Here is a 26755-nt window from a genome sequence, read left to right on the forward strand (position 1 = left end):
CATTTTAAAAACACTGATAATGAAATTTAATCTTGTTTACATTTTTATTTTAATGACTTCACTTTGTTTTTCTCAAGAAATAACAAAAGGAAACATCGTTAAAGACAGGCAATTCCTTATTGACAAAGGCGAATTGACCGCTAATGATAATCAAGGAAATTTCATATCTATTCGTCCGCACACCATCAATGGTTCGTTAAGAAATTACTTTGTTGAGTTTTTTGAGAATGAAAATTTCACGGACAGAATAGAAATTGAAACAAAGGATGATACCGAAATCCTCAAAGTATTTTTACTTAATCACAAAGCCTACGTATTTATAAAAGAGAGAGAAAACAGATCTATTTCTCTAAAACTAAATAGCGTAGACTTAAACACCAAGCAACAGTTTCAGCAAGTCATTTTTTCTGCCTCTAAAGATGAAAACATCAATATTTTTAGAGCACTAAAAGACAGCTACAACATAAAATTGTTAACAGATTCTAGTTTAGTTTTAAGCTTTCCTGTGGTAGAAGACAAGGAACTTTACAACGTAGTTAAAATATTTTCTGAAGACCTAAAAGAAACAGCTGATTACAAAATTACAGCAGGTGAAACAAGCACCAGTAAAAACACCGTTTTTTTGAATACATTTCAAATTGACGGAAAAATCTATTCGCTATTTCAGGAAGAAAATAACGCGAATGAGAATTTTTATAAATTAGTAGAAACAGACAATGAAACTCAACGATTTTTAGAAATAAAAATTCCTGATGGCACTTTTGAACTCGTAAATTCCAGAAGTCGCAACAAGCAGATGATTATTAGTGGCTTGTATTCAAAATACAAAAAAGGTGGTTTTTCAGGCTTTACATACTATAATATTGATCTCAACAAATTTCAATATACATCTAAACAAAGTCCTTTTTTAAATGAAAATGCGTCTCGCTTTTTTTCAGGATTATTTAAAGGAAACAGAAGTATTGACATTAAAGACATTTTTATTAATGATAATTTAGACACCTACATCGTTGCGCAATTTTATATTTTAAGAAAAAATGTAGCTCCTGTAGGTATACCTATAGCTTCATTTACTTTTGCTGGTGTTACTGGCTTTATTACATTTAATCCTGTTAGCTCATCCTACAAAGTCTTTGACGATATTTTGATTGGCAAAATCAACAGCTCTGGCGAGTTGCTATGGGACAACCTTTTGCAGTTAAGACAGACCGAAAAGATTTCTTCAAAATCTAACAAAAGAGACTCTTCTACCTTTACATTTTTCTCTAATAACGAGATTAACATTCTCATTAATGGATCTATTGACGAGGACAAAGAAGAGTTAATCGTAAAACAGGATAAAAGACCTTCTAAAACCAATTTTTACAACATAATCGTAAATCCTCATGGTGGAATAACACCAAATATTTTGTTTTCTAACAAAGATTCTGAAACTATCTTCAGAACTGAAAACGCTGTAATGTCTGATAATATAATACACATATTAGGACAAGGAAACATGAGAAAGCAATTACTATTACTAAAAATTTAGTGTATTGGAAAAGTACTTAGACATCATAAAAAACTCTTATTCTGGGTATTGGAATTATCTTAAGCATGAGCTTATTGACATAAACCATTGGGATAACTATTTCTACGGTCTTATTATCATTTCTATCTTAGTCTGGATACTAGAAATCGCTTTTCCTTGGAGAAAGAACCAAGCCATTTTTAGAAAAGATTTTTGGTTGGATACTTTTTATATGTTCTTTAATTTTTTCTTATTAAACCTTATTGTTTTAATTGCCTTATCTAATACAGTAGCAGAATTACTGAACGATATTTTAGGCTCTATCGGCTTGTCTTTATCAAGCTTTCAATTGTTTGATTCTACAGATTTACCAAAATGGTTAGGTCTACTTATTTTCTTTTTAGTCAACGATTTTGTGCAATGGAACACGCATCGACTACTCCATCGATTTGATTGGCTATGGAACTTCCACAAAGTGCATCACAGTGTAAAAGAAATGGGCTTTGCAGCTCATCTGCGCTACCATTGGATGGAACCTGTGGTGTATAACTCTATTAGATACATACCTCTGGCTATCATTGCCAATTACAGCTCTCAAGATGTTGCTATAGTATATTTCTTTGCCATCACCATTGGCCACCTTAACCACGCTAACTTAGGTTGGGATTATGGATTTTTGAAATATATTTTTAACAACCCTAAAATGCATATATGGCATCATGCAAAAGCTCTACCTCATAACGTAAGGTATGGTGTTAATTTTGGACTAACTTTAAGTATTTGGGATTACATTTTTAAAACCAATTACATTCCTCATGATGGACGCGACATAGAATTAGGGTTTGAAGGAGATGAAGATTTCCCTAAGGATTTTGTGAATCAGGAATTGTATCCTGCATTTTCAAAAAAAGAAAAGTAGAATTATGAAATATAGATTAGTATTTATTATCCTTTCTATTTTAACCAACTATGCTGTGACTCAACACAAAACCTCTGTTGATTCAACAAACACCAAAATCACAGAAATAGATTCAACCTTAAAAAAGAATACTACAGTTACAAAACGTTTTCTGAAAGAGCACGAGCTTTGGGATGAATTATTACAAAAGCATGTTTCCAACGATGGGAAAGTAAACTACAAATCTTTTAAAACTGAGCACAAAAAATTACTAGATTATATCTATTGCTTAAGCTTGATGCATAAGAGCAAGTATTTTGAATCATTTTCGAAAACTAAAAAAATTGCCTTCTGGATTAATGTCTACAATGCACTTACCATAGATTTAATTTTAAGAAACTACCCATTAGAAAGCATAAAAGACATTAAAGATCCATGGAAACAACGTCTTTGGAAACTAGCTGACCTAGATTATAATTTAGATGAAATAGAACACAACATTCTCCGTAAAATGAACGAACCTCGCATTCACTTTGCTATTGTTTGTGCTTCTGAGTCTTGCCCAAAACTTCAAAACACAGCATTTACTGCCGAAATTTTAGAAGAGCAACTCACCAAAGCAACTCAAGAATTTCTGGCTGATACCTCAAAAAATGAAATTTCTGAAAACGAAATAAAACTCTCTAAAATATTTAGATGGTTTAAAAAAGATTTTGAGCAAGATGGTAGCCTAATTGAATTTTTAAATAAATACACAGCTATTGAAATTTCAGATAAAGCAAAAAAGAGTTTTAAAGACTACAGTTGGGATTTGAATGATTAATTGATTTGTTATGCTGAATTTATTTCTGCATCTAACAAATTATATGGTTCAGCACCAACCACTCAACTAAGCTCAGTAGAATGACAAAGGGTTTAAACAAAATATCGATTATAATTCCGGTACTAAACGAGGCTGAAAATATTGATCGTTTACTACGTCATCTTACTGAGAATTCATCATCTGAAAATGTTTCAGAAATTATTGTGGTTGATGGCGGAAGCTCTGACAGGACTGTTGAAATCATAAAGAATTTCACTCTAAGAGATATAATACTTATTTCTTCAAAAAAAGGAAGAGCCAAACAGATGAATGTTGGCGCAAAGGCTTCAACAGAGAATATTCTTTACTTCTTACATGCCGACACCTTTCCTCCAAAAAATTATGATAAATTCATTTTAGACAAAGTACAAAAAGGACATGAAGCTGGTTGCTTTAGAATGCAGTTTGACAGCAATCATTGGTGGCTAAAACTCACTGGCTGGCTTACAAAATTCAATTTAAAAGTGTGTCGTGGCGGAGACCAGAGTTTATTTATTACTAAAGCACTTTTTAACACCATAGGAGGCTATAACGAAAACTACACCATCTACGAAGACAACATCTTAATTGGCGAACTTTACAAGCGGAACCAATTTACTGTAATTAACCAGAAAATCACAACCTCAGCAAGACTTTACAAAAAAGTTGGCATCTGGAAGTTACAGTATCATTTTTTGGCTATATATTTAAAAAAATGGCTTGGAGCTTCAGCAGATGAAATGCTTGCTTATTACAAAAGGAACATTACTTAGCTATTTATTTCGGCCTAATTCTTCAGGATACAGATGCATTAATGTATCACTTTGAAATACTTCTTTTGTATCAATATCTATAACCGATAGTCTCCCTGTAAAAGCAGCTCCTGTATCTATATTCCATACATTTGCCGCTTGCATTGGCTCGTACTTATTAAATCTTGTAGTTGGCGTATGACCAATGTAAATTTCTTTGTAATGCTTTAATCGGTTTGGAAATAAATCTGAATTCTGCTGAATACGTTTATCCATTGTTAGCGCCATTTCCCAAAGTGTTCTATCATAATAAAACGCTTCTCTATGAATCTCTTTTCGCACACCATGCATGGATGTAAAACCTGCATGTAAAAACAACCGATTTTCATCATCTATATGATACAATGGCATGGCTTCAAAAAAATCGAGATGTGCTTGTTTTTGTGTTTTTGAAAAGCCTTCATAGCTCTCCATTGTTTCTTTTCCTCCATGCACATACCAAACATCATTAACACTACCTTCTGCCAACCATTGTTCGCACCAAACATCATGATTCCCTTTTATAAAAATGCATTTATTATACGAAGAAAGCTCTATGAGATAATCAATAACCTGAGCAGATTGGCTCCAACCATCTACATAATCTCCCAAAAAGATAAGATGATCTTTGGTTGTAACCTCAGCTCTTTTTAAAACTTGTTTTAAACCTTTAAATCCACCATGAATATCACCAACAGCAAGTGTTCTCATATTATTCGCTTTTACACAAAGCTAAGTTATAGTTAGTAAGTTTAAAGATTATAAGATTAAATTAGAGTTAATTATAAGCCGCGTACTTTTTAGACAACACAGCTTCAACCGGTTTGTTTTGTGGAGTAAACATCGGATCTTCATGTCCACCAACCTCATTGTGTTTTATAAACCATTTCCAAATAAAACCACCTGCAAACCAATCCTCATGCCAAAAAGCATCTAAAAGTGCTGTTGTTGTATTTACTTGTGCTTCAAGATTTACATCTCGCATTGTATAATCTGACACCCAAGGTTGTTTGGCAGAATAATCCACACTTCGGTATCCATATTCAGTAAACAAAATTGGTCTATCTAATTGCTTTGAAAGTTTTTCAATAATGGGTTTATGAGATTTCCAACCCTCTAAACAATCCTCGTAAGTAGGCGTCTTTTGGTCGCTAAGCGGAAAGTAAGCATCAATACCAATATAGTCTAATTGGTCCCAGAATGGTGTTTCTGTAAATTCATTCCAATTGGCTGCATAAGTAAGCTTTCCTTTATAAATGGATTTAACGTTTTCAATGAGTTGAAACCAATACTCTGGCCTGTGATTTACAAACAACTCTAGCTCTGTACCTATACAAAATACCTCTGCATTAACCTTTTCTGCAAGATCTGCATATTCTAATATAAAACTTGAATACGAAGTTTCTAATGCTTTCCAGTCTGTTTCGGTTGCCATCTTTATTTCGCCTGTAAACTCACCTTTCCAAACCCAAATTTGTGGTTTTATCATCACCTTTATACTGGCTTTTCGCAATTCAGAAATATATTGCTTTGCTCCTGCTCTGGTTTCACCAAACCATTGTCTGTCTGTGTTGTGAATAATCTCTGGATGCTCAAGATTTTTTATAAAACCAAAAGGCATAATTGCGGCATAATTGGCATTGATTTTAACCACTGGAGCTACATGCGAGCTGTCCGCAACATCTCTCGCTGCCACAAAGCTAACACCATTAATTTTGCTCGATTTATTGGGTGCGATAGAGCATCCAAAAGTCAAAAACACCCAAAACACTACTAAAATTCTCATAGCATAAAAATAAGAAAAGCCACGTCTTATTAAAACTCAAGACCTTACAAAACATTGTTAATTTAAACCCTTTCTAAATTGATTTCAGTTTTTAAGGTATTACCTTTAATGTCGACCTAAAGGATATCTAAAAATCAAAAATGGAACACATCGCCATAATTGGAAACGGCATTTCTGGAGTAACACTTGCCAGGCACATTAGAAAGTTTTCAGACAAAAAAATAACACTCATTTCTGCCGAAAGTGATTATTTCTTTTCTCGCACTGCACTTATGTACGTGTATATGGGACACATGAAGTTTGAACACACACAACCTTACGAAAATTGGTTTTGGAAGAAAAATAATATCGAACTAAAAAAAGGTTTCGTTAATGAGATTGATACTGATAACAAAGTGCTACATTTTGAAGAAGGCGACCAAATAAGCTATGATAAATTAGTCATTGCAACTGGCAGCAAACCTAATAAATTTGGGTGGCCAGGTGAAAATCTAAAAGGCGTGCAAGGTTTGTACAGCAAACAAGATTTAGAACATCTTGAAATCTATGCACCAAACAATAAAGTTTGTAAACGCGCAGTCATTGTTGGTGGAGGACTCATTGGTATTGAATTAGCAGAAATGTTGAATTCCAGAAATATTCCTGTGACTTTCTTGGTGCGTGAAAGTAGTTTTTGGAATAGCGTTTTGCCAGAAGGCGAAAGCCAAATGCTAAATAGACACATAAAGAATCATCATATCGATTTAAGACTTTCAACTAATCTTAAAGAAATCATTTCTGATGATAAAGGGAAAGTAAAATCAATCATCATTGAAGAAACAGGCGAAGAAATCCCTTGTGATTTTGTAGGCTTAACAGCTGGTGTAACACCTAACATTTCATTTTTAGAAGAAAGCAACATCGAAACTAACAAAGGTGTTTTGGTTAATCGATTTTTAGAAACCAACATTAATGATATTTATGCAATTGGCGATTGTGCTGAGCAACGCGAGGCAATTGGTAATCGCAGACCTATTGAAGCAGTTTGGTACACAGGTCGCATGATGGGCGAAACATTAGCGCAAACCATTTGTGGTAATCCTACAGAATACAAACCAGGACATTGGTTTAACAGTGCTAAATTTATAGACATAGAATACCAAACCTATGGTTGGGTACATGGTAAAAAAGGAAGACCTGAATATGAAACTCATTTTCATTGGAAACATGACGACGACACCAAATGCATTACCATAGCTTACCACAAAGACACTAAGGAATTTTTAGGCATCAATACCTTTGGCATAAGAATGCGTCACGAAGTGTTTGACAAATGGCTCACCGAAAAATGGACTATTGATACGGTTTTAAAACATCTTCAAGCTGCTAATTTTGATCCTGAGTTTTATAAACTTCACGAAAAAGATATTATCAAAAAATACAACCAGGATACCAATAGCAACATTAAACTGAGCAAAAAACATTGGCGCAAATTATTTGCATAATCCTAAGCTAAATAAGACACATGAAACTAATTAAATATATAGGTTTAGCTATTTTCCTTTTGGGTTTAGCGCTATTTTCTGGAAGTATTTTTCTCGGCAATTTTAGTATGACCGACATACAAGTTGATGACTATATTTCTGAACAAGGTATTAAAAGTGACATCTTTTCCAAGGAACTTAAAAAGACTTTAGTCACCGAAGAACAAATCAACATTTTTGAGTTTTCTTCAGCTGTTAGAAAAGCACTTGAAACCTCTAACAACTATTACGACAAACAAATTGCTAAATACAACGCTGAAAAAAACTGGGCAAAAAAAGGAGAACAGTACCAATATAAAATTCATGAAAAACCACACACCATCAGCTATAACCTGGCAAAAAAAGCTGGTTCTGGTTTTGTAAAAGAAAATATAGCTCTCATGTGGTGGCTCACATTTGGACTGGGCATCATTGGAGCTCTTCTTTACATTTTACCAAATGTTTTGTTGTTAGGACCTCCAGGGATAAAAAACAATGGCATATACCATAAGTCTGCCACCAATCGTGGTTGGATTGCTTGGTTAGTCCTTGTGTATCTTGTGGTCTTTTATTTGCTACTCTATTTTATGCCAGACTATGTTGTAAACTGGACATATATTTTAGACCCAATTAGCAATACACTTAATGGTGGTGATGCCAGCCAATGGTTTGTTTACGGATTTTTGTACTGCGTTATTATGGTGGTTATGGCTGTAAGAATGTATATAAAATATCGCCATAACAAGTACCAAATAATGCGAACGACATCTGTGTTATTTTTTCAGATTGTCTTTGCATTTTTAATTCCAGAGATCATGGCTAGCCTTAACATGCCTGGTTATGATTTTAAAAGTGCTTTCCCTTTAGATTATGACTTTTTCTTTGAATGGAACATTAAAAATCTTACTGAAAGTGGTGCTATAGGACTCTTCATATTAGTTTGGGGAACAATTTTAACAATTATTATTGTGCCATTAATGGTTTACTTTTTCGGAAAGCGCTGGTATTGCAGTTGGGTTTGCGGTTGTGGTGGACTTGCAGAAACTCTAGGCGACCCTTACCGTCAGCACTCAGACAAAAGCCTGAAATCCTGGAAACTAGAACGATGGATTGTTCATTCTGTATTATTGATCTCTATAGTAATGACCATAGTGACCTTGTATTGCTATTTTACAGGAGCAAAATCCTTTATTGGTATCAATTCTCAATGGATTAAAGACTCATACAGCTTTTTAATTGGTGCTTGGTTTGCAGGTGTTATTGGCACTGGCTTCTACCCTATTTTTGGCAATAGAGTGTGGTGCCGATTTGGCTGTCCTCTTGCGGCTTATTTAGGATTAGTTCAGCGTTTTAAATCTAGATTTAGAATTACCACCAATGGTGGACAATGTATTTCTTGCGGAAACTGTTCTACCTATTGTGAAATGGGAATTGATGTACGTGCCTATGCTCAAAAAGGTGAAAATATTGTACGTTCTAGCTGCGTTGGCTGTGGTGTTTGTAGCGCTGTTTGTCCTCGAGGTGTTTTAAAATTAGAAAACGATAGCACAAAAGGTCGTATTAATCCTAATGATATTTTGTTGGGTAACGATGTTAATCTAATGGATTTGGTAAATCAGAAATAAGGCTTTTATTTTGCACTTTCAAACGAACTAAATGCCCAAAATAGTTGTCATTATTCCGGCTTATAATGAAGAAGCCTCTATTCCTTATGTCATAAAAGAAATTCCTTCTATTGTTGATGAAATTATTGTTGTAAGCAACAATTCTACCGACAATACTGAAGAAAATGCAAGACAAGCTGGCGCTACTGTTTTGGTAGAACCCAACAAAGGTTATGGTTATGCTTGCTTAAAAGGCATGGATTATGTTGCCAGTTTTAAAAAAAATGAGCAACCAGATATCGTTGTTTTTTTAGATGGAGATTACAGTGATTACCCTGAGGAACTCACAAAAATCGTTCAACCTATTATAGAAGAAAACATTGATTTTGTTGTAGGCGCAAGAGTAAAAACGCTACGAGAGGAAGGCTCTATGACTGGCCCACAAATTTTCGGCAACTGGCTAGCAACCAATTTAATGCACCTATTTTTTAGATCTAAATTCACAGATCTCGGTCCTTTTAGGGCCATAAAATACGAAAAGCTTTTAGCTCTAAAAATGGAAGATAAAACCTATGGCTGGACAGTTGAAATGCAACTAAAAGCATTAAAGCAAAAATTAAGCTACAAGGAGATTCCTGTAAAATATAAAAACAGAATAGGTGTCTCAAAAGTTTCAGGAACGGTAAAAGGTGCTATATTTGCAGGCGTAAAAATCTTAACATGGATTTTTAAATATAGTTTTAAGTGATATACCTGCATTACTTCATTATTGTAATTTATACTATTGCTATCGTACTTATTTTTATGTACGCACTAGCTCAATTAAACCTTCTTTATAATTATTTGTCATCAAAAAAGAAACGCAGTACTTGCGAAAAATTTGATCTCAATAATCCTGAAGAAGTACCATACATTACTATACAGCTGCCTGTTTTTAACGAGATGTATGTAATGGAGCGTCTACTAGACAACATTGCTTTACTAGACTATCCTAAGGATAAATTAGAAATTCAAGTCTTAGACGATTCTACAGACGAAACCGTACATTCTACCCAAGCTCATATAGAGAAGTTAGCTGCAACAGGCTTGGATATAAAACATATTACTAGAACCAATCGTGTTGGTTTTAAAGCTGGTGCGCTTAAAGAAGGATTAGAAATCGCAAAAGGCGAATTCATTGCAATTTTTGATGCGGATTTTCTTCCAAAACCAAATTGGCTAAAACGCACAGTACCTTATTTTAAAGATGAAGAAATAGGTGTTGTACAAACACGTTGGGGACACATTAACAGAGACTATTCTTTGTTAACCAGAATACAAGCTTTTGCATTAGATGCACACTTTACTTTAGAGCAAGTAGGACGTAACAGTAAAGGTCATTTTATAAACTTTAATGGCACAGCTGGTATATGGAGAAAAGACTGCATTATTGATGCTGGTAACTGGGAGGGAGATACACTAACAGAAGACTTAGACTTAAGCTACAGAGCACAATTAAAAAACTGGAAGTTTAAATATCTGGAAGATGTTGAAACACCTGCAGAATTACCGATAGTTATTAGTGCTGCCAGATCTCAACAATTCCGTTGGAATAAAGGTGGTGCCGAAAACTTTAGAAAAATGCTTTGGCGTGTTGTTAAGTCAAAAAATATTTCGGCTAAAACCAAAGTACACGGTTTATTACACTTGCTAAACAGCTCTATGTTTTTAAGCATATTTGTTGTCGCTATTTTAAGCATACCAATGCTATACATTAAGAACGAATACGCACATTTAAGAGACTACTTCTACATTATGAGTTTCTTTATCATGAGCACCATTATTTTCTTTGTATGCTATTGGTTTATGTACAAAAACATCTACGGAAGTGGCTTCAAAAAATTCTTTGGATATATTGGTATGTTCTTTACGTTTTTCTCAATTGCAATGGGCTTTTCGCTTCATAATTCTATTGCTGTAATAGAAGGTCATATTGGTAAGAAGAGTGAATTTGTAAGAACACCTAAGTTCAACATAAAGAAGTTTCAAGACAACTGGAAAAACAATAAATACCTTAAGAAATCCTTATCTAAAAATGTGGTTTTAGAAGGCTTATTAATGCTGTATTTTGCATTTGGACTTTATAGCGCATTTATAGTTGGAGATCAAGGTGGAGACTTTGGATTGTTTCCTTTTCACTTAATGCTTTGTATTGGTTTTGGGTATGTGTTTTTTAAATCTTTAGGTTCTAAAGTATAAATAACTACTCTCTATCTTCAAAAGGCACTATAGTCCCTTTTTCTATATAGTCTTTTAACCCTTTTAAGAGCATTGCCCAACAAAACGATGAATGTTTAAAGTGTGTATTGCACTCTGGCCAATCTTTATGAAAAAAGTGAAGATAAGTACCGTCGTCCTTTTCCTCTAGGTCAAAACCAAAGGTTGTAGGATTCCAATCATCATCAGATTTAATCATTTTATAGTGAATATGTTCCCCTTTTTGAACACTTTTCACTTTAGCATACCAATCGTATTTATCTGTAAAATTAAAATTGTATTCCTCGCCTTCGAAAGGAACTCCAGAACATTTTAATGGCCACCAATTTACCAAATGCTCTGGCTCTGATACAGCTCTATAAACACTGAATTTATCGGTATTAATCATTAAGTTGAAATAAATAGAATGACTCATAACTCTACATTTTAATTCCTTCTAAAGTTATTATTCTTTTTTTATATCGACTACCAAGCAGGCACAAATAATTCTATCTTTGAGGACTATGCTAGGACTATCTAACATCTACAAACACAAAAAAACAACATTACTATTTATAGCTTTAAGTTGTTTACTTTATGTTTGGTTTGCATACTTCACTCAACGAACAGATACACTACAACTCATTTTACTCTATGGCTGTTTATTTGTTTTGGGTTACCAAATTTTGAAAACATCAGGATTCCATAGTTCGACTTCGCTCAGCACAGGCTTTAGAATTTTGGTTATCGCTTCTGTATTATTCAGATTGTTATTTCTATTTGCAACACCCAATTTATCACAAGATTTCTATCGGTTTATTTGGGATGGACACATGCTTTTAGAAGGGTTTAATCCTTATTTATACACACCTAATTATGTAATAAATTGGAACACATCCATTCCCTTAGCACAAGACTTATACAATGGAATGGGTGCACTGAGCGCCTCACATTATACTAATTACCCACCTTTAAATCAACTATGTTTTGTACTTGGAAATCTATTTCCCGGAAACAGCATTTTAAGCTCTGTTATAGGCATGAGACTTCTTATTATTGCTGCCGATATTGGTACACTATATTTTGGAAAAAAGCTTTTAGAAGCCTTAAAACTACCTTCTAATCGAATCTTTTGGTACATCTTAAACCCATTTATCATCATAGAGCTTACAGGCAACCTCCATTTTGAAGGTGTTATGATTTTCTTTTTAGTGTGGAGTTTATACTTGCTACACAAAGGCTATTGGAAATGTGCAGCCGTTGTTTTTGCCTGTTCGGTTTCAGTAAAACTGATTCCTTTGATGTTTTTGTCTTTGTTTTTTTGGTGGTTCACTTCGACTTCATTGAATGATAAAAAAAACAGTCAACAAAAAAAGATTAGCTACGCTGAACCTAATGGTTTATCTACATTCGCAGGAATAAAAAAACTAACTGTATTCTATACCATTGTTGGCATAACCTTAATTGCATTTTTCATTCCATTCTTTTCAATGGAATTTGTAAACAATTACTCTAAAACGGTTGGATTGTGGTTTAATAATTTTGAATTTAATGCTAGCATTTACTACATTCTTAGAGCTATTGGTTATGCTATTACTGGTTATAATGAAATTGGTATAATTGGTAAGATTCTGCCTCTAATTTCAGTTTTGGTAATTTTAGGTTTTTCGGTGTTAAAAAAGAATAATTCCATACCTAAACTCAGCACATCCGTACTAATGGTTTTTACAATTTATCTTTTTTTAAGCACTACAGTACATCCTTGGTATATTGCTACTTTGGTAATGCTTTGCATTTTCACTAACTACAGATATCCTCTAATCTGGAGCGTAGTAATATTACTTAGTTACTTATCCTATCTTGGTATTGGCACAGCAGACAAATCTGAAAATTTATGGATTGTAGCTCTAGAATACCTCATTGTATTTTCTGCATTTGCTTGGGAAGTGGTATTAAAAAAAAGACTGCCAATTTAATTAGCAGTCTCTTTAATATTACATCTTTTTAATCTTTATGATGGTGTACTTTTCGTACGTTTCTTTATACCCATATTCATCTTCCTCCTCATAGGTTTCAATTTTATAAGTTATCTGAAAACGTTCGCCTATTAAGCTATCAGATTTTAGATTTACAGCTTTTAATACTTCTGGTGTAACTTCAGAAAAGTACATAATATCTTCATCCTCGTCATCATCTTCTCCTTGCACTAAAAAGGCATAACCATCTTCTTCTTCATAACCATCAAAAGTTGCTATTACTGTAACGGTTTCCTGCTCTTGTTTATCTTGTTTTGTGTCTATTATTGCGTTAACGCTAAATGCCATTACCAAAAATACAAATACTACAAATTGTCTGTTTTTCATTTTTAATTGTTTTTTTTTTCGAAATTCTATCTTACAACGTCTTGCTCAAGAATTTCTATTTATAATTTTTTTTTGTAGTTGGGTATTTACCACCTCAAGCCCAAAACTTTTAGATCATTATCTGAGAGAATGATAACTGTGGTTTGTTGCGAAGAATACTATCTTGGTCTAAAACAATTTTAGAATAAACATATCTATGACTTCTACCAAAATTAGAATAATGATAATCCATTCTAATCGGCTACTTTCTCGATGATCCATAATATCTTTAAAGAGTTCTAAATTTTCTTTTATAATCTCTATTCTATCATGGATAACATGGTAACGATCCTTAAGATCGAAAGTCTGTTTTAAGTCTGAATTTAATTTGTTTAACTGCTCGTCTTCCCAGGTTATTTCTGGTGAATCAAAGATGTATAGGTTTTCTGAAATCTTGTTTTTAATGTTTAAGATTTTACCTATAAATCGTTTTAACTTATTTCCTGAAATATTTAATTTTCCTCTGGCTTCTAAATACTTGGTGTGTTCGTTAGTTTCTATTAAAAGCGCTTCGGTTATTTCAGAAAAACGGTTTAGTGCTACAGATTGCGATGCATTAAGCATTACTAATCGTATCATTTCGCTATTAAAATCTGGCAATACTATACTTTCAAAATTAACCTGAAGTGTATTGGCTTGTATTTCTACATTAACTTCTTCAGAAATTTTATCTGCAAAGTAGGTATCGCACAATGGTTTAATAGTATCTAAAGCTTCATCTATTTCTGTTTTTGAAAGGTTAAAAAAACTGACCATCCCATACTGAAACAGATAGATATACTTGTCTTTTGAGTGTAAATAAAACAACTCATCACTATCTTGAAACAGCAACTGCCACTGCAATTGCTGTCTGCTCGCTTTTATATTGATAGTGTTTGCTACTTGATAAGCAACAACTGGTAACATTATGCTAAAAACATGTCTTTAGGTTCTTTAAAACTTTTGAACTCTAACATATAATCATTAGGATCTTTAATAAAAAATGAAAAATGTTCTCCTGTTTTTTCTTTTAAAAAAGTGGTTTTGGTTACAACTTCTAACGCTTGCTTTGTAAGCTTGGTATAGATTTTTTTCCAATTATCAACATCTACAATAACACCAAAATGAAAGGATGGTAAAATCTTACCTTCAAACACATAATTAGGGTTATTGAAGTTAAATTTTTCGGCTTTTATAAACGTAATTTGGTGACCAAACAGATTTATATCTACCCAATTTTCTGAGGTTCTGCCTGCAGAAGCACCAATGTTATTGATGTAAAAGTCTTGAGTATCCTTTACACTCAAACACGGTAATGACATGTGAAATGACGTCTCCATAATTTAAGCATTAAATAATTGCAACTTTATAGTATAAAGAAAGTTACAAAATAATTTAACACCAATTACATTTAGGCATCAAAATCATCAGCATCTTCATCTGCTGCCATTTCTGGGTCTTGTACTGCTTCTGGATCATCATCTTCGTAATCTTCATAATCATCTTCATCATAATTCTCCATGGTTACAGCCAACTTGGTACTTACTTTTACCAAATACTTGGTATCTTCGGTAGTTACCTCAACAGCATCTACGACTTCATTTTTAGCATTTCTGAATGTAATAATGTGGTCGTCGTCGTAACCGTCAGGATATTTCTCTACCAATAAAGCAAGAATTTCTGGCGTTAGTTTTTTAAAGTCTACAATGACACGTTTTAAATGTTGGTCTTTTCTGTTCATCTTGTAAGGTTGGATTTACATACCCAAAAGGTACGCAAAAATTAATGGAGCAACAATGGTTGCATCACTTTCTATGATAAATTTAGGTGTATTTATATCTAGTTTTCCCCAAGTTATTTTTTCGTTTGGCACTGCACCAGAATACGATCCGTAACTTGTTGTACTGTCACTAATTTGGCAAAAATAACTCCAGAATGGTGTGTCTGTACGCTCCATGTCCTGATAAAGCATTGGCACTACACAGATTGGAAAATCTCCTGCAATACCTCCACCAATTTGGAAGAAACCTATGCCTTTTTCTGAATTCTCAGTGTACCAATCTGCTAAGAACGTCATATACTCAATACCAGATTTCATAGTACTTGCCTTAAGCTCGCCTTTTAGCACATAGCTTGCAAAAATATTACCCATAGTACTGTCTTCCCATCCTGGGCAAACAATAGGCAAGTTCTTTTCTGCTGCTGCGTACATCCAAGAATCCTTTAAATCTATTTCGTAGTATTCTTCTAAAACACCAGACAATAACAGTTTGTACATATACTCGTGTGGTAAGTAACGTTCACCTTTAGCTTCTGCGTCTTTCCAAATCTTAACAATATGTTCTTGTATACGTCTAAATGCTTCCTCTTCTGGAATACATGTATCTGTAACTCGGTTCAAACCTTTTTCTAATAAATCCCATTCTTCTTGAGGAGTCAAATCGCGATAGTTAGGCACACGCTTGTAATGGCTATGCGCTACTAAATTCATGATATCTTCTTCAAGATTGGCACCTGTACAAGAAATAATGTGTACTTTATCTTGACGAATCATTTCAGCAAAAATCTTACCCAACTCTGCAGTACTCATAGCACCAGCCAAAGACACTAACATCTTAGCACCATTATTAAGCTGATCTTCGTAACCTTTGGCTGCATCAACCAAAGCTGCTGCATTAAAGTGCAGGTAATACTTCTCTATAAATTGTGTAATATGTCCTTTATTAGTACTCATCTTCATCATTAAATTTAGAAAATTTATTATTTCCGTTTGAATTGTTATTAAAATTACTTTCAAAATCGTCATCTACATCTTGATCTTGAAACTTATAACTTAGCATTTTGTAGTAAAGTTTTGCTGCTAAAAAGTCTGAAGACTTTTCGTTTTCATTTGGGCAAAGCTCTACAATATCAAAACCTACAACATTCTTTTCTTCAAACACTTGTTTTAAAAACTCTAGTGTTTCGTAATACAACAAACCTCCTGGCTCTGGTGTACCAGTACTTGGCATAATTGAAGGATCGAAAGCATCTAAATCGAATGTAATAAATACATTATCTGTCATTTGATCTATTGCAGAGTCCATCCAGTTGTCATCTACAGCCATCTCATGCGCAAAGTACGTTTTTTCTTCGTCCATTACTGTTTTTTCAATAGCATCCATAGAACGAATACCAACCTGAATTAGGTTTGTAGTTTGGCTCGCCTCATACACAGCACAAGCATGGTTGCACTTAGAACCCTCGTAACTTTCGCGAAGATCAGCATGCGCATCGATGTGCAATACAGTTAAATCTTCAAACATTTCGTTGAAAGCTCTAATAGTACCAATTGAGATTGAATGTTCACCTCCAAAAACAGTTACAAATTTGTTCTTTTTTATAAACTTTTTGGTTGCTTGGTGCACTGCTTCTACCATTGCTTCAGGCGAAGCATTTTCTGTTACTGCATCTGCTAAGTGAATACCTTGAAGGTACACCTCAGAGTCAGTCTCAATATCGTACAATTCCATGTTTTCTGAAGCGTGTAAAAATGCTTCTGGACCTTTATCTGCTCCTTTTTGCCATGTACTTGTACCATCGTAAGGTACTGGGATTAAAACAATCTTTGATTGATCTAATTTTGAATGCTCTGCTGGAATGCCAGCGTAAGTTTTTGTTTTCATTTTTTTAATTCCTGAAAGGGAAAGTTGTTATTTATTCTTGTTGTTTATTTTATATGATTCTGAAATCTTTTAGTAGCCTAAAATATTCAGTAAATCTTCACTTTTTTGTTGTTCTGCAAAAACTTCGGTTGTTAAATTTCCGTTATCATCGCGTTGTATTAGTATATGTTTTGGGCTTGGTATTAAACAGTGTTGCAATCCGCCAAAACCTCCAATGGTTTCTTGATATGCACCTGTATTAAAGAAGCCTATATACAATGGTTTGTCTTTGTGATACTTTGGTAAATATATAGCATTGACGTGTTGTTCACTATTGTAATAATCATCACTATCGCAAGTTAATCCACCAAGCAATACACGCTCGTAACCTTCTTGCCAACGGTTGATTGGCAACATTATAAAGCGTTTGTTTATAGCCCAAGTATCTGGTAATGTTGTAATGAAAGATGAGTTGATCATATTCCATTTTTCACGATCGTTTTGTTGCTTTTGGTAAAGTACTTTGTAAATAGCTCCTCCACTTTCACCTACCGTAAAACTTCCAAATTCTGTAAAAATATTTGGTACATCTACGTCTTCTTCCTCGCAAACGGTTTTTATTTGGTTTACAATTTCATCTACCATATAAGCATAATCAAAATCGAAAGCCAGAGAGTTTTTAATTGGGAAGCCTCCTCCAATATTCAAACTATCTAAAGACGGACAAATCTTCTTTAAAGAAGTGTACACCTTAAGACATTTTGTAAGCTCATTCCAATAATATGCGTTATCTCTAATACCTGTATTGATAAAGAAATGAAGCATCTTAAGCTCTACTTGCTCGTTATTCTGAATTTGATTTTTGTAAAATGGCACAATATTTTTGTAACCAATACCTAGGCGTGAGGTGTAAAACTCAAACTTTGGTTCTTCTTCAGACGCAATTCTTATACCTACTTTAAATTTACCGTTTATTTCTTCAGACAGTAAATCTAACTCTTCATAATTATCTATAATTGGTATACAGTTTTGATGTCCTCCGTTAATTAAATCGGCAATATTATTAATGTACTTTTCACGTTTAAAACCGTTACTAATCACAAAGGTTTTGTCTGTGATTTTTCCTTCTTTCTTTAGGCTATTTACGATATCTATATCAAAAGCCGAAGAGGTTTCAATATGTATATTGTTTTTTAAGCCTTCATCTAACACATGCTTAAAGTGCGAACTTTTGGTACAGTAACAGTAGTTGTATGTTCCACTGTAATTGTGTTTTGCAAACGCATCTGCAAACCATGTTTTTGCACGTTGAATGTTGTTAGAAATTTGTGGCAAATAGGTAAACTTTAATGGTGCTCCGTATTGCTCTATCAACTTCATTAAATCTATGCCATGAAATTGTAGTGTGTTTCCCTCTAGATAAAATTCTTCTTGAGGAAAGTAAAAGGATTGATCTATAAGATCAATGTATTTTGTATTCATTTTTTTTTTAATTCTCGGTTCTCGATTGTTTGTTTCAGAAAAATAAAGGTATAAAGATATATGCACAAATAGTGTTAACTCTATATCAAATCTGAAACTGGCTTTGTGTAGTTGGTACAAAAGCGTATATGTGCTGGCTTGCAGCAATAGGAGAAACGGAAGTTAGCTTTAAATTTCGGGCGCTTATCTTATAAGCTGCTTTTGAATATGACTTCCTAATTTTCAAAAGCCCGAACGTAAAAACAGTTTTCAATGTGTTCAGCTAAATCTAGAACCTGTTGTGTTAGTGATTCTAAATTTCGCGACAAATGTATACTATTTTTTAATACGCAAAACTTTTTTGTGATTTTTTTGAAACTTTTTCAAAACTATTCAAAAATTAACCTTAAATACTGATTAACAATGTTTTATTTTTAACTACATTGACCGTATGGAAATTATTACACCTAATATAACGCTATTTTGTTTTAGGCATAAAGAGAAAAAACATCTAGGGATTAAGTTTAATTACAATGAAGATTTATTAAAAATTGTAAGGGGTTTGCCCAACACCAGATGGAGTAATTCTAAAAAAACCTGGTATACTCCTTATACAAAGTATCATTTTAGAGAGGTTAAAAAAAATTTTAGAAATAGTGCCAAAATAGATTGGTCTTCTATAAATATAAAATCGTTGAATGAGGACACTACAAACACTAAACGCACACGGTTATTATCTCAAGACCAAAAAGATATGCTTAATGGTTTTTATAAGTACCTTAAAGGAAAACGTTACAGCAAAAGTACGGTTGACACCTACACTTTTTTTGTGGCAGATTTTATTGATTTTCACCATCAAAAGCCTATTAAAAGTTTAACCAATAGAGATGTAGAACTTTTTATAGAAAGTGTTTTTATAAAACGTAAGTATAGTATTAGTACCCAACGTCAATTTATTAGTGCAATGAAGGTTTTTAAGACCTATTATCCTGAAATAGCACTCAACGAAATGAATTTGGTAAGACCAAAAAAATCTAAAAAAATACCAACAGTTTTATCTCAAAACGAAGTATTAGACCTTATTAGGTGTACAAAAAATCTTAAACACAGAGCTATTATAGCCTTGCTATATTCTTGTGGTTTGCGTATTAGTGAGCTTATAAATCTGAAACTGGCAGATATAAATATAGACAGAAGGCAACTGCATATAAAAAACAGTAAAGGCCGAAAAGATCGCTTGGTAAGTTTGGCTGATAGTTTTTTACCGCTATTATCTAACTATTACCTAAGCTATGCGCCTAAAACCTATTTTGTGGAAGGCTCTAAAGGTGGAAAATACAGTGCAGAGAGTATAAGACAATTTATAAAGCGCAATTGCAAAACGGCTAATATCAATAAAGTTGTTACACCACATACTTTGAGACATAGCTATGCGACACATCTGCTAGAAAATGGTACAGACATAAGGTATATTCAGTCGTTACTTGGTCATAGTCGCCCAGAAACAACGATGATTTACACACATGTGCAGCGCAAGGATTTAATGAAAATAACAAACCCATTAGACACCATAGTACAAAAGACCATGAAACAAGATAAAGCAAGTTCAAAACTTGGTTTATCCCGTGATTTTAACAAATAAAACCATATATTCGTTGATATATAACAAGTTGGTTACAATAGCGGAATTAAAAACTAAGTGTGAAAATTGTGTGAATTCTGAACTTTGAAAACAGCGGAACTTTGCGCAAAAAAACATAACGGAAACTGAATTTAATACTCGAATCCGAAACGTGACGCTGAATTGAAAATGTAAAACGGAATTGTGCGCTGAAACCAACTCGTGCGGAATTAAAAAACGTGAATTGATCACTGCTACTCTATCGAATTCCAAAAATTGCGGAATAAAACGTGGAATTGAATAGCAAAACGCAAAACAAAACGCTGAGTGAATCTCAAAAAACTGAATTATAACTGCAACCAACAATGTATAAATTCAATTGCGGCTGAATTTCCTACGGAAATTCATTGCAATTTTCTATCTTTCAGTTTCAATCGGAAAATCGTGCCGATTTTCCGCAACTGAAATTTATACGCTAACGTTGGCAACAAGCTGAAAATGAAATCGACGTTATTTTTGATAATTATTTTTTTTGTAACTATTTCCTGTTCATCGAAAAAAGAAATAGCAAGATTTTATGGTAAATGTTGTACTCAAATTTTGATAAATCCGGACAAAACATTTGAATATCGGACTTATTTAGGCGTTGGCGGAGAAGTAAAGAGAAACGGAATTTGGAAAGAGCATACTGGAGATACAATTCTTTTGAATACATTGAATCAACCGAATAATAAAAAGACAACTTACACTGGAAATGTAAATCCCAAATTAAAAAACAAAGTAAGAATTTCAATTAGAGACTTCGAAATAGAACTTGGATATGCTTCAGTAGAAATTAATGATGGAGCAATGATAAAATCAGCAGATGATAATGGAATTGTGGAATTTGAAGTTGGAGAAATTTATAATATCAAATATTATTATTTGGGAGAGATTAGTGAGAAAATAAATATATCTAATCCAAAATTTAATGAGATAGACATATTAATTAGAGATTTGGACTTAGAAATTGTTCCAAAATACTTTACCGATGAACCAATAATTGTAACGAATAGAAAAGTAGTTTTTCATCCAAATAATCCTAAAAAAAGATTTGAACGGAAAAGAACGAATATTAGAAAAAAACAATGGAATTAAAGCCAGTTGCCAACAACGTGTATAGCTCATTGCGATTGAATTCCTAATCAGAATTCATTGCAATTTGCTATCTTTCGGTTACGGCGGAAAATCATAGCTGATTTTCCGCAACGAGCCATACACAAAACCGTTAGCTTTAATGCTGGAGCAAGTTTGCGGTTTGAAAAAAGCCTGGTTTATTTTTCGATTTTTTTTAGAATTTTAAGCCAGATGAATCAGAAAAACTGTGTGTGGAATTTCAAAAATTTTCGGAATTATCACTCAAACGTGAAATGAAAAACAACAGCGGAATTACTCACGGTTATTGAGCGATAGTCGAAATGCAAACTCTGAATTGAATTACGGTTGACTTTTTAGCTTGCCTGCCTGTCGGCAGACAGGTTTGCGCAATCGGAACTGGAAAAACAACGCTGGAATTGCGCACGGTTATTGAGCGATAGTCGAAATACAAACCTGAATTAAAAAACGGTCGGAATTTGAGCAAGTTTGCGGAATGAATTAAACGCAGAAATTAAAGAAACCTGAATAAAAAGTTGACCGAAAAAACAAAAAACGGAATGAATTATAAAAGCACTAAAAGCTAACAACGGCTATAATTCATTACGGCGGAATTTCCTCGCGGAAATTCCATTCATTTTTGCTATCTTTCGGTCAACGTCGGAAAAATGGGCGACCATTTTTCCGCAACGAAATCATAGCCAAAGCCGTTGTGGTTAATGTCGAAAAACCGAGAAACTAAATGAATAAAACAATATTTGAGATTACTAAAATGGACTGTCCTTCGGAGGAAAATCTAATCCGAATGAAATTGGACGGAATTCCAAGTATTGCGAATTTGGACTTTGACATTCCCAACCGAAAACTGACCGTTTTTCACAGCGGAGAAACTGACAAAATTGAAAAATCAGTTATCGAACTGAATTTAGGCGGAAAGAAAATCTCGACTGAACAAACCGACCAAACAGAATTTAATGAAAATGCAAACCAAAAAAAACTACTTTGGTCTGTACTTGCCATAAATTTTGCGTTTTTCATAATTGAAATGACAACAGGAATAATCTCAAAATCAATGGGATTGGTTGCCGACAGTTTAGATATGCTTGCGGACAGTTTCGTTTACGGAATTAGCTTGTTTGCGGTTGGCGGAACAGTAATAAAGAAAAAACGGATTGCCAAACTTGCTGGATATTTTCAAATAACACTTGCAATTATTGGATTTGTAGAAGTTTTAAGGAGATTTTTCGGAGACGAGAAATTACCCAACTTTTCGACAATGATTACCGTTTCAATTTTAGCACTTATTGCAAACGGAATTTGTCTTTACATTTTACAAAAATCAAAAAGTAAGGAAGAGGCACATATGAAAGCAAGTATGATTTTCACTTCAAACGATGTGATTATAAATTTAGGAGTAATAACAGCTGGACTTTTGGTAAACTGGTTGAGTTCAAGCAAACCTGATTTGATTATCGGAACAATAGTTTTTGTTTTGGTAATTCAAGGTGCTTTTAGAATTTTAAAATTGAGTAAATAAATAAAAAAACACTAACCACAACAATGGCTATAAGTAATTGCTTGTTCTTGCCTACTTCTGAAAATCCTCACGGATTTTCAGTTTGGTGTGTACTTGCAAAGTTAAGTGCTAAACCACGCAACTACTCATAGCCAAAACCGTTGCCAGTAATTTGAACGAACCGAAATCCAATAAGAATATGAGAAAAATATTATCAATTCTGCTACTTTCTTTAATCCTTTCTTGTAGTGACAAATCGAAATATGACTATACAATTATAAACGAAGATGTTGATAGAGCATTTAACAAGACGAGTGTTGAAATAAGATTAAAAGAAGAAGTTAATGAAACGGATTTAAGGAATATTGCTCAAGAAATAAAAGATAGTAGAGAGGATTTTGACAAAATTTGGATTTTTTATTTCCTTCCCGGTCAAGAACCTGGAAATGGAGCTTGGGCGACTACTCATTTCAAACCTGAACTGAATGTTGAAATTTTGGGAGCGACTAAAGAAGCATCAACCGAAATGAATTCAACGAAAGTTACAGGCGAAATATTAAACTCTTGGTTTGACAATGACGCAATGCTTCCGAACAAAAAATACTTGGTTAAAGAAAATGGAAAGTTGTATATGAAATCTATTTATTCAAAAAGTAAACTTGCTGGAGATGGTGGAGAAATGAAAGAAGAAGTCTTTGAAAAAAAACTAAAAGATGGAACAATTCGATATGACTACGAAAATAATCACGGAGAATATTATCTAATAGAAAAGAATGGAAATCTCGGATTATATGATGACACTGGGAAATTTAAAGAAGCAGAAAAAACAGAATGAAAACTACTGGCAACAACGTGTATAGCTCATTGCGGCTGAATTCCTAATCGAAATTCATTGCTATTTGCTATCTTCGGTTTACGTCGGAAAAATCTTGTCGATTTTCCCGCAACGAGCCATACACAAAACCGTTGTGCATAATGTCCGAAAAACGAAAACCTATGAAAAATTTTGAATTATTTGTTGGCGAAATTGTTAACGATTGGCGTTCTGAAAAGAAAACTATTCTTGAAAGTGCTGGACTTGGAAGACCAAGCAATAGAGAAATTGGTGATTTAGCCGAAGATTATATTTTAAGGAAAATTAATGGACTAAAACCAAAATATCAAGGAGTTAAATCAAACGGAAGTCAGACACCATCTGACATTTTTTCCGTCGCGAGGAGAAATGGTTTTTGGCACATTATGCTCATTCAGGTAAAAAGTTCGACTGACAAAAACAGAATTTATAAACTGAATGAAAACGACAAAAAAGTTTTTGATGAATTTGCTAAATTTATAAAAACTAAAATTGGAAATTCGGACTATATGGTTAATTATAAAAAAAGTCCATTGATTATTTCTAATGGTTATGCTGGAGTTTATAGAAATGAAAATGGAAAAACCATAAAGCATAATTTAGTAGAAACAAAAGCTTTTAAAATTTTCAAAAGAAATTCTGCGGAGTTGGATATTAATGATGTTAAAAAGAGAGTTATGCAAGCTCACAAACTTTAAAAACACTATGCACAACAATGGCTATAAATAATTGCTTGTTCTCGCCTATTTCTGAAAATCCTCGCGGATTTTCAGTTTGGTGTGTACTTGCAAAGTTAACTGCTAACCCACGCAACTACTCATAGCCGAGACCGTTGTAGCCAATTTGAATGAACTCATCAATAGACATATCGGAAATCAAAAACGGAATGAAATCCTGTTTAGAAAATGCTTCTGAACTGATAAAAGACGCTGAACTTTTGTTGGAAAATAAACGATTTGCGAGAACCCACACGTTGACACAATTAGCAATTGAGGAAATAGGAAAGTCTATGATGTTGTATGAGTTTTATAACTCTTTACAAATGGACAAAAGAAAAGAGTTTGATTTTAAAAAATTCAGGAAAAACTTTAGAGACCACAAATGGAAAACATTCGAAACTAAAATAATTGACATTTGGATGTTTGCCGAAAATAAAGGTTCGGACTTTGATAGTTTTGCAAAAAACAATTTCAAAGAAATCCAAAAAGTAAAAGAAGGACATTATGATAACTTAAAAAATGAATCTTTGTATGTGTCTTTAAAAAATGACAAGTTTTGCAAACCGAATGATTTATTTACCGAAATTGATACTTCTAAATTCTTGGAATATGGAAAACGAAAAGTTGAATTTATTACTGATTGGACTTTAAAGTGGCTAGATATGGACGAATGGCTTGGTGCTGATAAAGAAGGGATAGTAACTGAATTACAAAATGATTTAAAAAAATAAAAACTGGCTACAACAATGGCTATAAGTAATTGCTTGTTCTCGCCTACTTCTGAAAATCCTTGCGGATTTTCAGTTTGGTGTGTACTTGCAAAGTTAATCGCTAACCCACGCAACTACTCATAGCCGAGACCGTTGGGTACAATTATGACGAACAGCATTTTCCATAACAAAGAGTTTGAATTAAACGGAATTTCTGTACCTGAATTTGAATTAAAAAGCGGAAAACTAATCCGACTTTATATTCCGAGTGTGAGAATTATCGGATTTGACCTAACAATCGAATTGATAAAGCGTTTTCAAAAAATGAATACGGATTTACCTTGGGCGAAAAATTACTCTCAAAATTCGATTTTAGAAAAATTATTTCCTCTTACAGTTGAGAAGTATTTGATTCAGAAAAAGAAAATTGACAAGCAAAACGCAATAAGAATTGCTGACGAAATCGGAATTAAATTAAATGATAAGTTTGAGGAAATAGGATTTATTAACCGAAAAGCTTTAATCATAAAAGCTCTATTCGAAATGAATAGTTCTATACTTATCGATTATTATGGTGTTGACGCAATTGGAATAAAAAAATTGGAACGAATTGTAAATACTGAAATTGAAAAAGGCAAAACTGGAATCGCATTTGACCTATTGGAATATATTGAAGAAAAAGAACCTTTTGAAAATATTGAACGAATAAAAATAACTGTACCCAACAATGCATAACCGCAATTACGGCGGATTCGACTACGTCCGAATCCACTCGGAATTGCTAACGTCAGTGCTTAACCAAAAATTATTAACTTTAATCCCGTAACTGACGGTTATACGAGACCGTTGTACGCAAGCTGAAAAACTGACTCAAATTGATAAAGAAAGTATTAATTGGAATAATAGGATTTATTATTGGAATGGCGATCGGTTTCTATTTTGAGGGTTTCTTTCGAGGTATGATTCAAGACATTTTCCGTCTCGCAACCTCTGATAAAATTCAATTCGTAGGAAAGAACATTTCAATATTTTCAGACAGAACTTTCGAATATGTACTCGGATTTGCTATTATGATATTTTTATTAGAAAATTCCAATCTTAAACCAAAACGGATTTTGAAAAATATTATGTTTTGTTTGTTAATTTTTGGAATTTCTTTAATCGGAATTTCAGCGATTGACGCGAATATAAAAGTTGCAGAATGTACAGCTTGCGATGATGGAATTAGAAAATTACATTGGAACGGAATAAATTACGGACTGATTATAGGAACAAGCGCTATTATTTCGATTGTCCCAAGTCTAATAAGAATAATAAAACGAACGAAAAAAGCCAGCGTACAACAACGGCTATAATTCATTGCTGCGGTAATCCTCACAGTTTATTTGGGCAACTTTGTTATCTTTAGGTCTGGCGGAAAAGTCCTGCGGACGTTTTCCGCAACGAAACCATAGCCAAGACCGTTGCCTACAATTATGAAAAAAATCCTGCTGACATTAATAATCTTGATTTCATTGACTGCTTGCGAATCGAAAAAAAGCAACTCAAC

At 33.5% G+C, this 26755-nt stretch carries 27 protein-coding genes; 17 read left to right on the plus strand and 10 right to left on the minus strand.

Annotated elements, in window-relative coordinates; genetic code table 11:
• Positions 1 to 19 precede the first annotated feature (19 nt).
• From P7122_RS03170 to P7122_RS03185, 4 genes are all read left to right on the plus strand, one after another.
• The gene (locus P7122_RS03170; RefSeq protein ID WP_278004319.1) at positions 20 to 1531 is read left to right on the plus strand and encodes a hypothetical protein; all 1512 of its coding nucleotides are present in this window, start codon (positions 20 to 22) and stop codon (positions 1529 to 1531) included.
• A gap of 4 nt (positions 1532 to 1535) precedes the next feature.
• Positions 1536 to 2429: a sterol desaturase family protein gene (locus P7122_RS03175; protein ID WP_278004320.1), complete on the plus strand. Its 894-nt coding sequence runs from the start codon at positions 1536 to 1538 to the stop codon at positions 2427 to 2429.
• 4 nt (positions 2430 to 2433) lie between these two features.
• Positions 2434 to 3231, plus strand: a complete 798-nt coding sequence (locus P7122_RS03180) for a DUF547 domain-containing protein (RefSeq protein WP_278004321.1) — start codon at positions 2434 to 2436, stop codon at positions 3229 to 3231.
• Between the two features lie 80 nt (positions 3232 to 3311).
• A complete protein-coding gene (locus P7122_RS03185) occupies positions 3312 to 4022 on the plus strand; it encodes a TIGR04283 family arsenosugar biosynthesis glycosyltransferase (RefSeq protein WP_278004322.1) in 711 nt (236 codons plus the stop codon).
• On the opposite strand, the gene P7122_RS03190 is transcribed toward P7122_RS03185, so the two are convergent.
• Positions 4023 to 4751, minus strand: coding sequence for a metallophosphoesterase family protein (locus P7122_RS03190; RefSeq protein ID WP_278004323.1), 729 nt, complete (start codon positions 4749 to 4751; stop codon positions 4023 to 4025).
• Positions 4752 to 4818: 67 nt separating this feature from the next.
• Positions 4819 to 5826 (minus strand): glycoside hydrolase family 113, encoded by a 1008-nt coding sequence (locus tag P7122_RS03195; RefSeq protein ID WP_278004324.1) that lies wholly within the window; start codon positions 5824 to 5826, stop codon positions 4819 to 4821.
• 140 nt (positions 5827 to 5966) lie between these two features.
• On the opposite strand from P7122_RS03195, the gene P7122_RS03200 reads away from it, so the two are divergent.
• From P7122_RS03200 to P7122_RS03215, 4 genes are read left to right on the plus strand one after another with little or no spacing between them, the layout of a single operon-like run.
• Positions 5967 to 7310, plus strand: a complete 1344-nt coding sequence (locus P7122_RS03200; RefSeq protein WP_278004325.1) for an NAD(P)/FAD-dependent oxidoreductase — start codon at positions 5967 to 5969, stop codon at positions 7308 to 7310.
• A gap of 20 nt (positions 7311 to 7330) precedes the next feature.
• A complete protein-coding gene (locus P7122_RS03205) occupies positions 7331 to 8953 on the plus strand; it encodes a 4Fe-4S binding protein (RefSeq protein ID WP_278004326.1) in 1623 nt (540 codons plus the stop codon).
• A gap of 31 nt (positions 8954 to 8984) precedes the next feature.
• Entirely contained in the window at positions 8985 to 9680 is a 696-nt protein-coding gene (locus P7122_RS03210; protein ID WP_278004327.1) for a glycosyltransferase family 2 protein, read from the plus strand.
• A gap of 56 nt (positions 9681 to 9736) precedes the next feature.
• Positions 9737 to 11170: a cellulose synthase family protein gene (locus P7122_RS03215; RefSeq protein WP_278004328.1), complete on the plus strand. Its 1434-nt coding sequence runs from the start codon at positions 9737 to 9739 to the stop codon at positions 11168 to 11170.
• Between the two features lie 4 nt (positions 11171 to 11174).
• Here the strand turns inward: P7122_RS03215 and P7122_RS03220 are convergent, their stop codons facing one another.
• Positions 11175 to 11603, minus strand: coding sequence for an SRPBCC family protein (locus P7122_RS03220; protein WP_278004329.1), 429 nt, complete (start codon positions 11601 to 11603; stop codon positions 11175 to 11177).
• An 88-nt stretch (positions 11604 to 11691) separates the two neighbouring features.
• Here P7122_RS03220 and P7122_RS03225 point away from each other — a divergent pair, with 88 nt between their 5' ends.
• On the plus strand, positions 11692 to 13143 hold the full coding sequence (locus P7122_RS03225) for an MptA/MptB family glycosyltransferase (protein WP_278004330.1): 1452 nt from the start codon (positions 11692 to 11694) through the stop codon (positions 13141 to 13143).
• 18 nt (positions 13144 to 13161) lie between these two features.
• Here P7122_RS03225 and P7122_RS03230 read toward each other — a convergent pair whose 3' ends face one another.
• From P7122_RS03230 to P7122_RS03260, 7 genes are all read right to left on the minus strand, one after another.
• Positions 13162 to 13530 carry a hypothetical protein gene (locus P7122_RS03230; RefSeq protein WP_278004331.1) on the minus strand — a complete coding sequence of 123 codons (369 nt, stop codon included), beginning with the start codon at positions 13528 to 13530 and terminating at the stop codon, positions 13162 to 13164.
• A 168-nt stretch (positions 13531 to 13698) separates the two neighbouring features.
• A complete protein-coding gene (locus P7122_RS03235) occupies positions 13699 to 14475 on the minus strand; it encodes an RMD1 family protein (protein ID WP_278004332.1) in 777 nt (258 codons plus the stop codon).
• Positions 14475 to 14888 (minus strand): VOC family protein, encoded by a 414-nt coding sequence (locus P7122_RS03240; protein ID WP_278004333.1) that lies wholly within the window; start codon positions 14886 to 14888, stop codon positions 14475 to 14477. Before P7122_RS03240 ends, P7122_RS03235 begins: the two co-directional genes overlap by 1 nt.
• 71 nt (positions 14889 to 14959) lie before the next feature.
• On the minus strand, positions 14960 to 15289 hold the full coding sequence (locus P7122_RS03245; RefSeq protein ID WP_278004334.1) for a hypothetical protein: 330 nt from the start codon (positions 15287 to 15289) through the stop codon (positions 14960 to 14962).
• A 15-nt stretch (positions 15290 to 15304) separates the two neighbouring features.
• Entirely contained in the window at positions 15305 to 16282 is a 978-nt protein-coding gene (locus tag P7122_RS03250) for a deoxyhypusine synthase family protein (RefSeq protein WP_278004335.1), read from the minus strand.
• Positions 16272 to 17213, minus strand: a complete 942-nt coding sequence (gene speB / locus P7122_RS03255; protein ID WP_278004336.1) for an agmatinase — start codon at positions 17211 to 17213, stop codon at positions 16272 to 16274. Before speB ends, P7122_RS03250 begins: the two co-directional genes overlap by 11 nt.
• A 69-nt stretch (positions 17214 to 17282) precedes the next feature.
• On the minus strand, positions 17283 to 18674 hold the full coding sequence (locus P7122_RS03260) for an arginine decarboxylase (RefSeq protein WP_278004337.1): 1392 nt from the start codon (positions 18672 to 18674) through the stop codon (positions 17283 to 17285).
• A gap of 430 nt (positions 18675 to 19104) precedes the next feature.
• Between P7122_RS03260 and xerA the strand changes: the two genes are divergently transcribed.
• The 8 genes from xerA (at position 19105) to P7122_RS03300 (ending at position 26561) form a co-directional block, all read left to right on the plus strand.
• The gene (xerA, locus tag P7122_RS03265; protein WP_278004338.1) at positions 19105 to 20295 is read left to right on the plus strand and encodes a site-specific tyrosine recombinase/integron integrase; all 1191 of its coding nucleotides are present in this window, start codon (positions 19105 to 19107) and stop codon (positions 20293 to 20295) included.
• Positions 20296 to 20772: 477 nt separating this feature from the next.
• Positions 20773 to 21411, plus strand: a complete 639-nt coding sequence (locus P7122_RS03270; RefSeq protein WP_278004339.1) for a hypothetical protein — start codon at positions 20773 to 20775, stop codon at positions 21409 to 21411.
• A gap of 739 nt (positions 21412 to 22150) precedes the next feature.
• Positions 22151 to 22945 carry a cation efflux transmembrane domain-containing protein gene (locus P7122_RS03275; protein ID WP_278004340.1) on the plus strand — a complete coding sequence of 265 codons (795 nt, stop codon included), beginning with the start codon at positions 22151 to 22153 and terminating at the stop codon, positions 22943 to 22945.
• Positions 22946 to 23123: 178 nt separating this feature from the next.
• Positions 23124 to 23759 carry a hypothetical protein gene (locus P7122_RS03280; protein ID WP_278004341.1) on the plus strand — a complete coding sequence of 212 codons (636 nt, stop codon included), beginning with the start codon at positions 23124 to 23126 and terminating at the stop codon, positions 23757 to 23759.
• 161 nt (positions 23760 to 23920) lie between these two features.
• Positions 23921 to 24475, plus strand: coding sequence for a hypothetical protein (locus P7122_RS03285; protein WP_278004342.1), 555 nt, complete (start codon positions 23921 to 23923; stop codon positions 24473 to 24475).
• A gap of 149 nt (positions 24476 to 24624) precedes the next feature.
• Positions 24625 to 25227: an AbiV family abortive infection protein gene (locus P7122_RS03290; protein ID WP_278004343.1), complete on the plus strand. Its 603-nt coding sequence runs from the start codon at positions 24625 to 24627 to the stop codon at positions 25225 to 25227.
• A gap of 144 nt (positions 25228 to 25371) precedes the next feature.
• Complete coding sequence (locus tag P7122_RS03295; protein ID WP_278004344.1) at positions 25372 to 25941, plus strand: hypothetical protein; 570 nt, start codon at positions 25372 to 25374, stop codon at positions 25939 to 25941.
• 140 nt (positions 25942 to 26081) lie between these two features.
• On the plus strand, positions 26082 to 26561 hold the full coding sequence (locus tag P7122_RS03300; RefSeq protein WP_278004345.1) for a hypothetical protein: 480 nt from the start codon (positions 26082 to 26084) through the stop codon (positions 26559 to 26561).
• Positions 26562 to 26755 lie beyond the last annotated feature (194 nt).

Source organism: Winogradskyella marincola (assembly GCF_029624125.1).
GTDB classification, from domain to species: domain Bacteria; phylum Bacteroidota; class Bacteroidia; order Flavobacteriales; family Flavobacteriaceae; genus Winogradskyella; species Winogradskyella marincola.

Bases quoted from the DNA above. Each gene is read 5' to 3' on its own strand.
- P7122_RS03170 (WP_278004319.1), top strand. From the start codon at position 20: ATGAAATTTAATCTTGTTTACATTTTTATTTTAATGACTTCACTTTGT.
- P7122_RS03180 (WP_278004321.1), top strand. From the start codon at position 2,434: ATGAAATATAGATTAGTATTTATTATCCTTTCTATTTTAACCAACTAT.
- P7122_RS03185 (WP_278004322.1), top strand. From the start codon at position 3,312: ATGACAAAGGGTTTAAACAAAATATCGATTATAATTCCGGTACTAAAC.
- P7122_RS03190 (WP_278004323.1), bottom strand. From the start codon at position 4,751: ATGAGAACACTTGCTGTTGGTGATATTCATGGTGGATTTAAAGGTTTA.
- P7122_RS03195 (WP_278004324.1), bottom strand. From the start codon at position 5,826: ATGAGAATTTTAGTAGTGTTTTGGGTGTTTTTGACTTTTGGATGCTCT.
- P7122_RS03200 (WP_278004325.1), top strand. From the start codon at position 5,967: ATGGAACACATCGCCATAATTGGAAACGGCATTTCTGGAGTAACACTT.
- P7122_RS03205 (WP_278004326.1), top strand. From the start codon at position 7,331: ATGAAACTAATTAAATATATAGGTTTAGCTATTTTCCTTTTGGGTTTA.
- P7122_RS03210 (WP_278004327.1), top strand. From the start codon at position 8,985: ATGCCCAAAATAGTTGTCATTATTCCGGCTTATAATGAAGAAGCCTCT.
- P7122_RS03215 (WP_278004328.1), top strand. From the start codon at position 9,737: ATGTACGCACTAGCTCAATTAAACCTTCTTTATAATTATTTGTCATCA.
- P7122_RS03220 (WP_278004329.1), bottom strand. From the start codon at position 11,603: ATGAGTCATTCTATTTATTTCAACTTAATGATTAATACCGATAAATTC.
- P7122_RS03225 (WP_278004330.1), top strand. From the start codon at position 11,692: ATGCTAGGACTATCTAACATCTACAAACACAAAAAAACAACATTACTA.
- P7122_RS03230 (WP_278004331.1), bottom strand. From the start codon at position 13,530: ATGAAAAACAGACAATTTGTAGTATTTGTATTTTTGGTAATGGCATTT.
- P7122_RS03235 (WP_278004332.1), bottom strand. From the start codon at position 14,475: ATGTTACCAGTTGTTGCTTATCAAGTAGCAAACACTATCAATATAAAA.
- P7122_RS03240 (WP_278004333.1), bottom strand. From the start codon at position 14,888: ATGGAGACGTCATTTCACATGTCATTACCGTGTTTGAGTGTAAAGGAT.
- P7122_RS03245 (WP_278004334.1), bottom strand. From the start codon at position 15,289: ATGAACAGAAAAGACCAACATTTAAAACGTGTCATTGTAGACTTTAAA.
- P7122_RS03250 (WP_278004335.1), bottom strand. From the start codon at position 16,282: ATGAGTACTAATAAAGGACATATTACACAATTTATAGAGAAGTATTAC.
- speB (WP_278004336.1), bottom strand. From the start codon at position 17,213: ATGAAAACAAAAACTTACGCTGGCATTCCAGCAGAGCATTCAAAATTA.
- P7122_RS03260 (WP_278004337.1), bottom strand. From the start codon at position 18,674: ATGAATACAAAATACATTGATCTTATAGATCAATCCTTTTACTTTCCT.
- xerA (WP_278004338.1), top strand. From the start codon at position 19,105: ATGGAAATTATTACACCTAATATAACGCTATTTTGTTTTAGGCATAAA.
- P7122_RS03270 (WP_278004339.1), top strand. From the start codon at position 20,773: ATGAAATCGACGTTATTTTTGATAATTATTTTTTTTGTAACTATTTCC.
- P7122_RS03275 (WP_278004340.1), top strand. From the start codon at position 22,151: ATGAATAAAACAATATTTGAGATTACTAAAATGGACTGTCCTTCGGAG.
- P7122_RS03280 (WP_278004341.1), top strand. From the start codon at position 23,124: ATGAGAAAAATATTATCAATTCTGCTACTTTCTTTAATCCTTTCTTGT.
- P7122_RS03285 (WP_278004342.1), top strand. From the start codon at position 23,921: ATGAAAAATTTTGAATTATTTGTTGGCGAAATTGTTAACGATTGGCGT.
- P7122_RS03290 (WP_278004343.1), top strand. From the start codon at position 24,625: ATGAACTCATCAATAGACATATCGGAAATCAAAAACGGAATGAAATCC.
- P7122_RS03295 (WP_278004344.1), top strand. From the start codon at position 25,372: ATGACGAACAGCATTTTCCATAACAAAGAGTTTGAATTAAACGGAATT.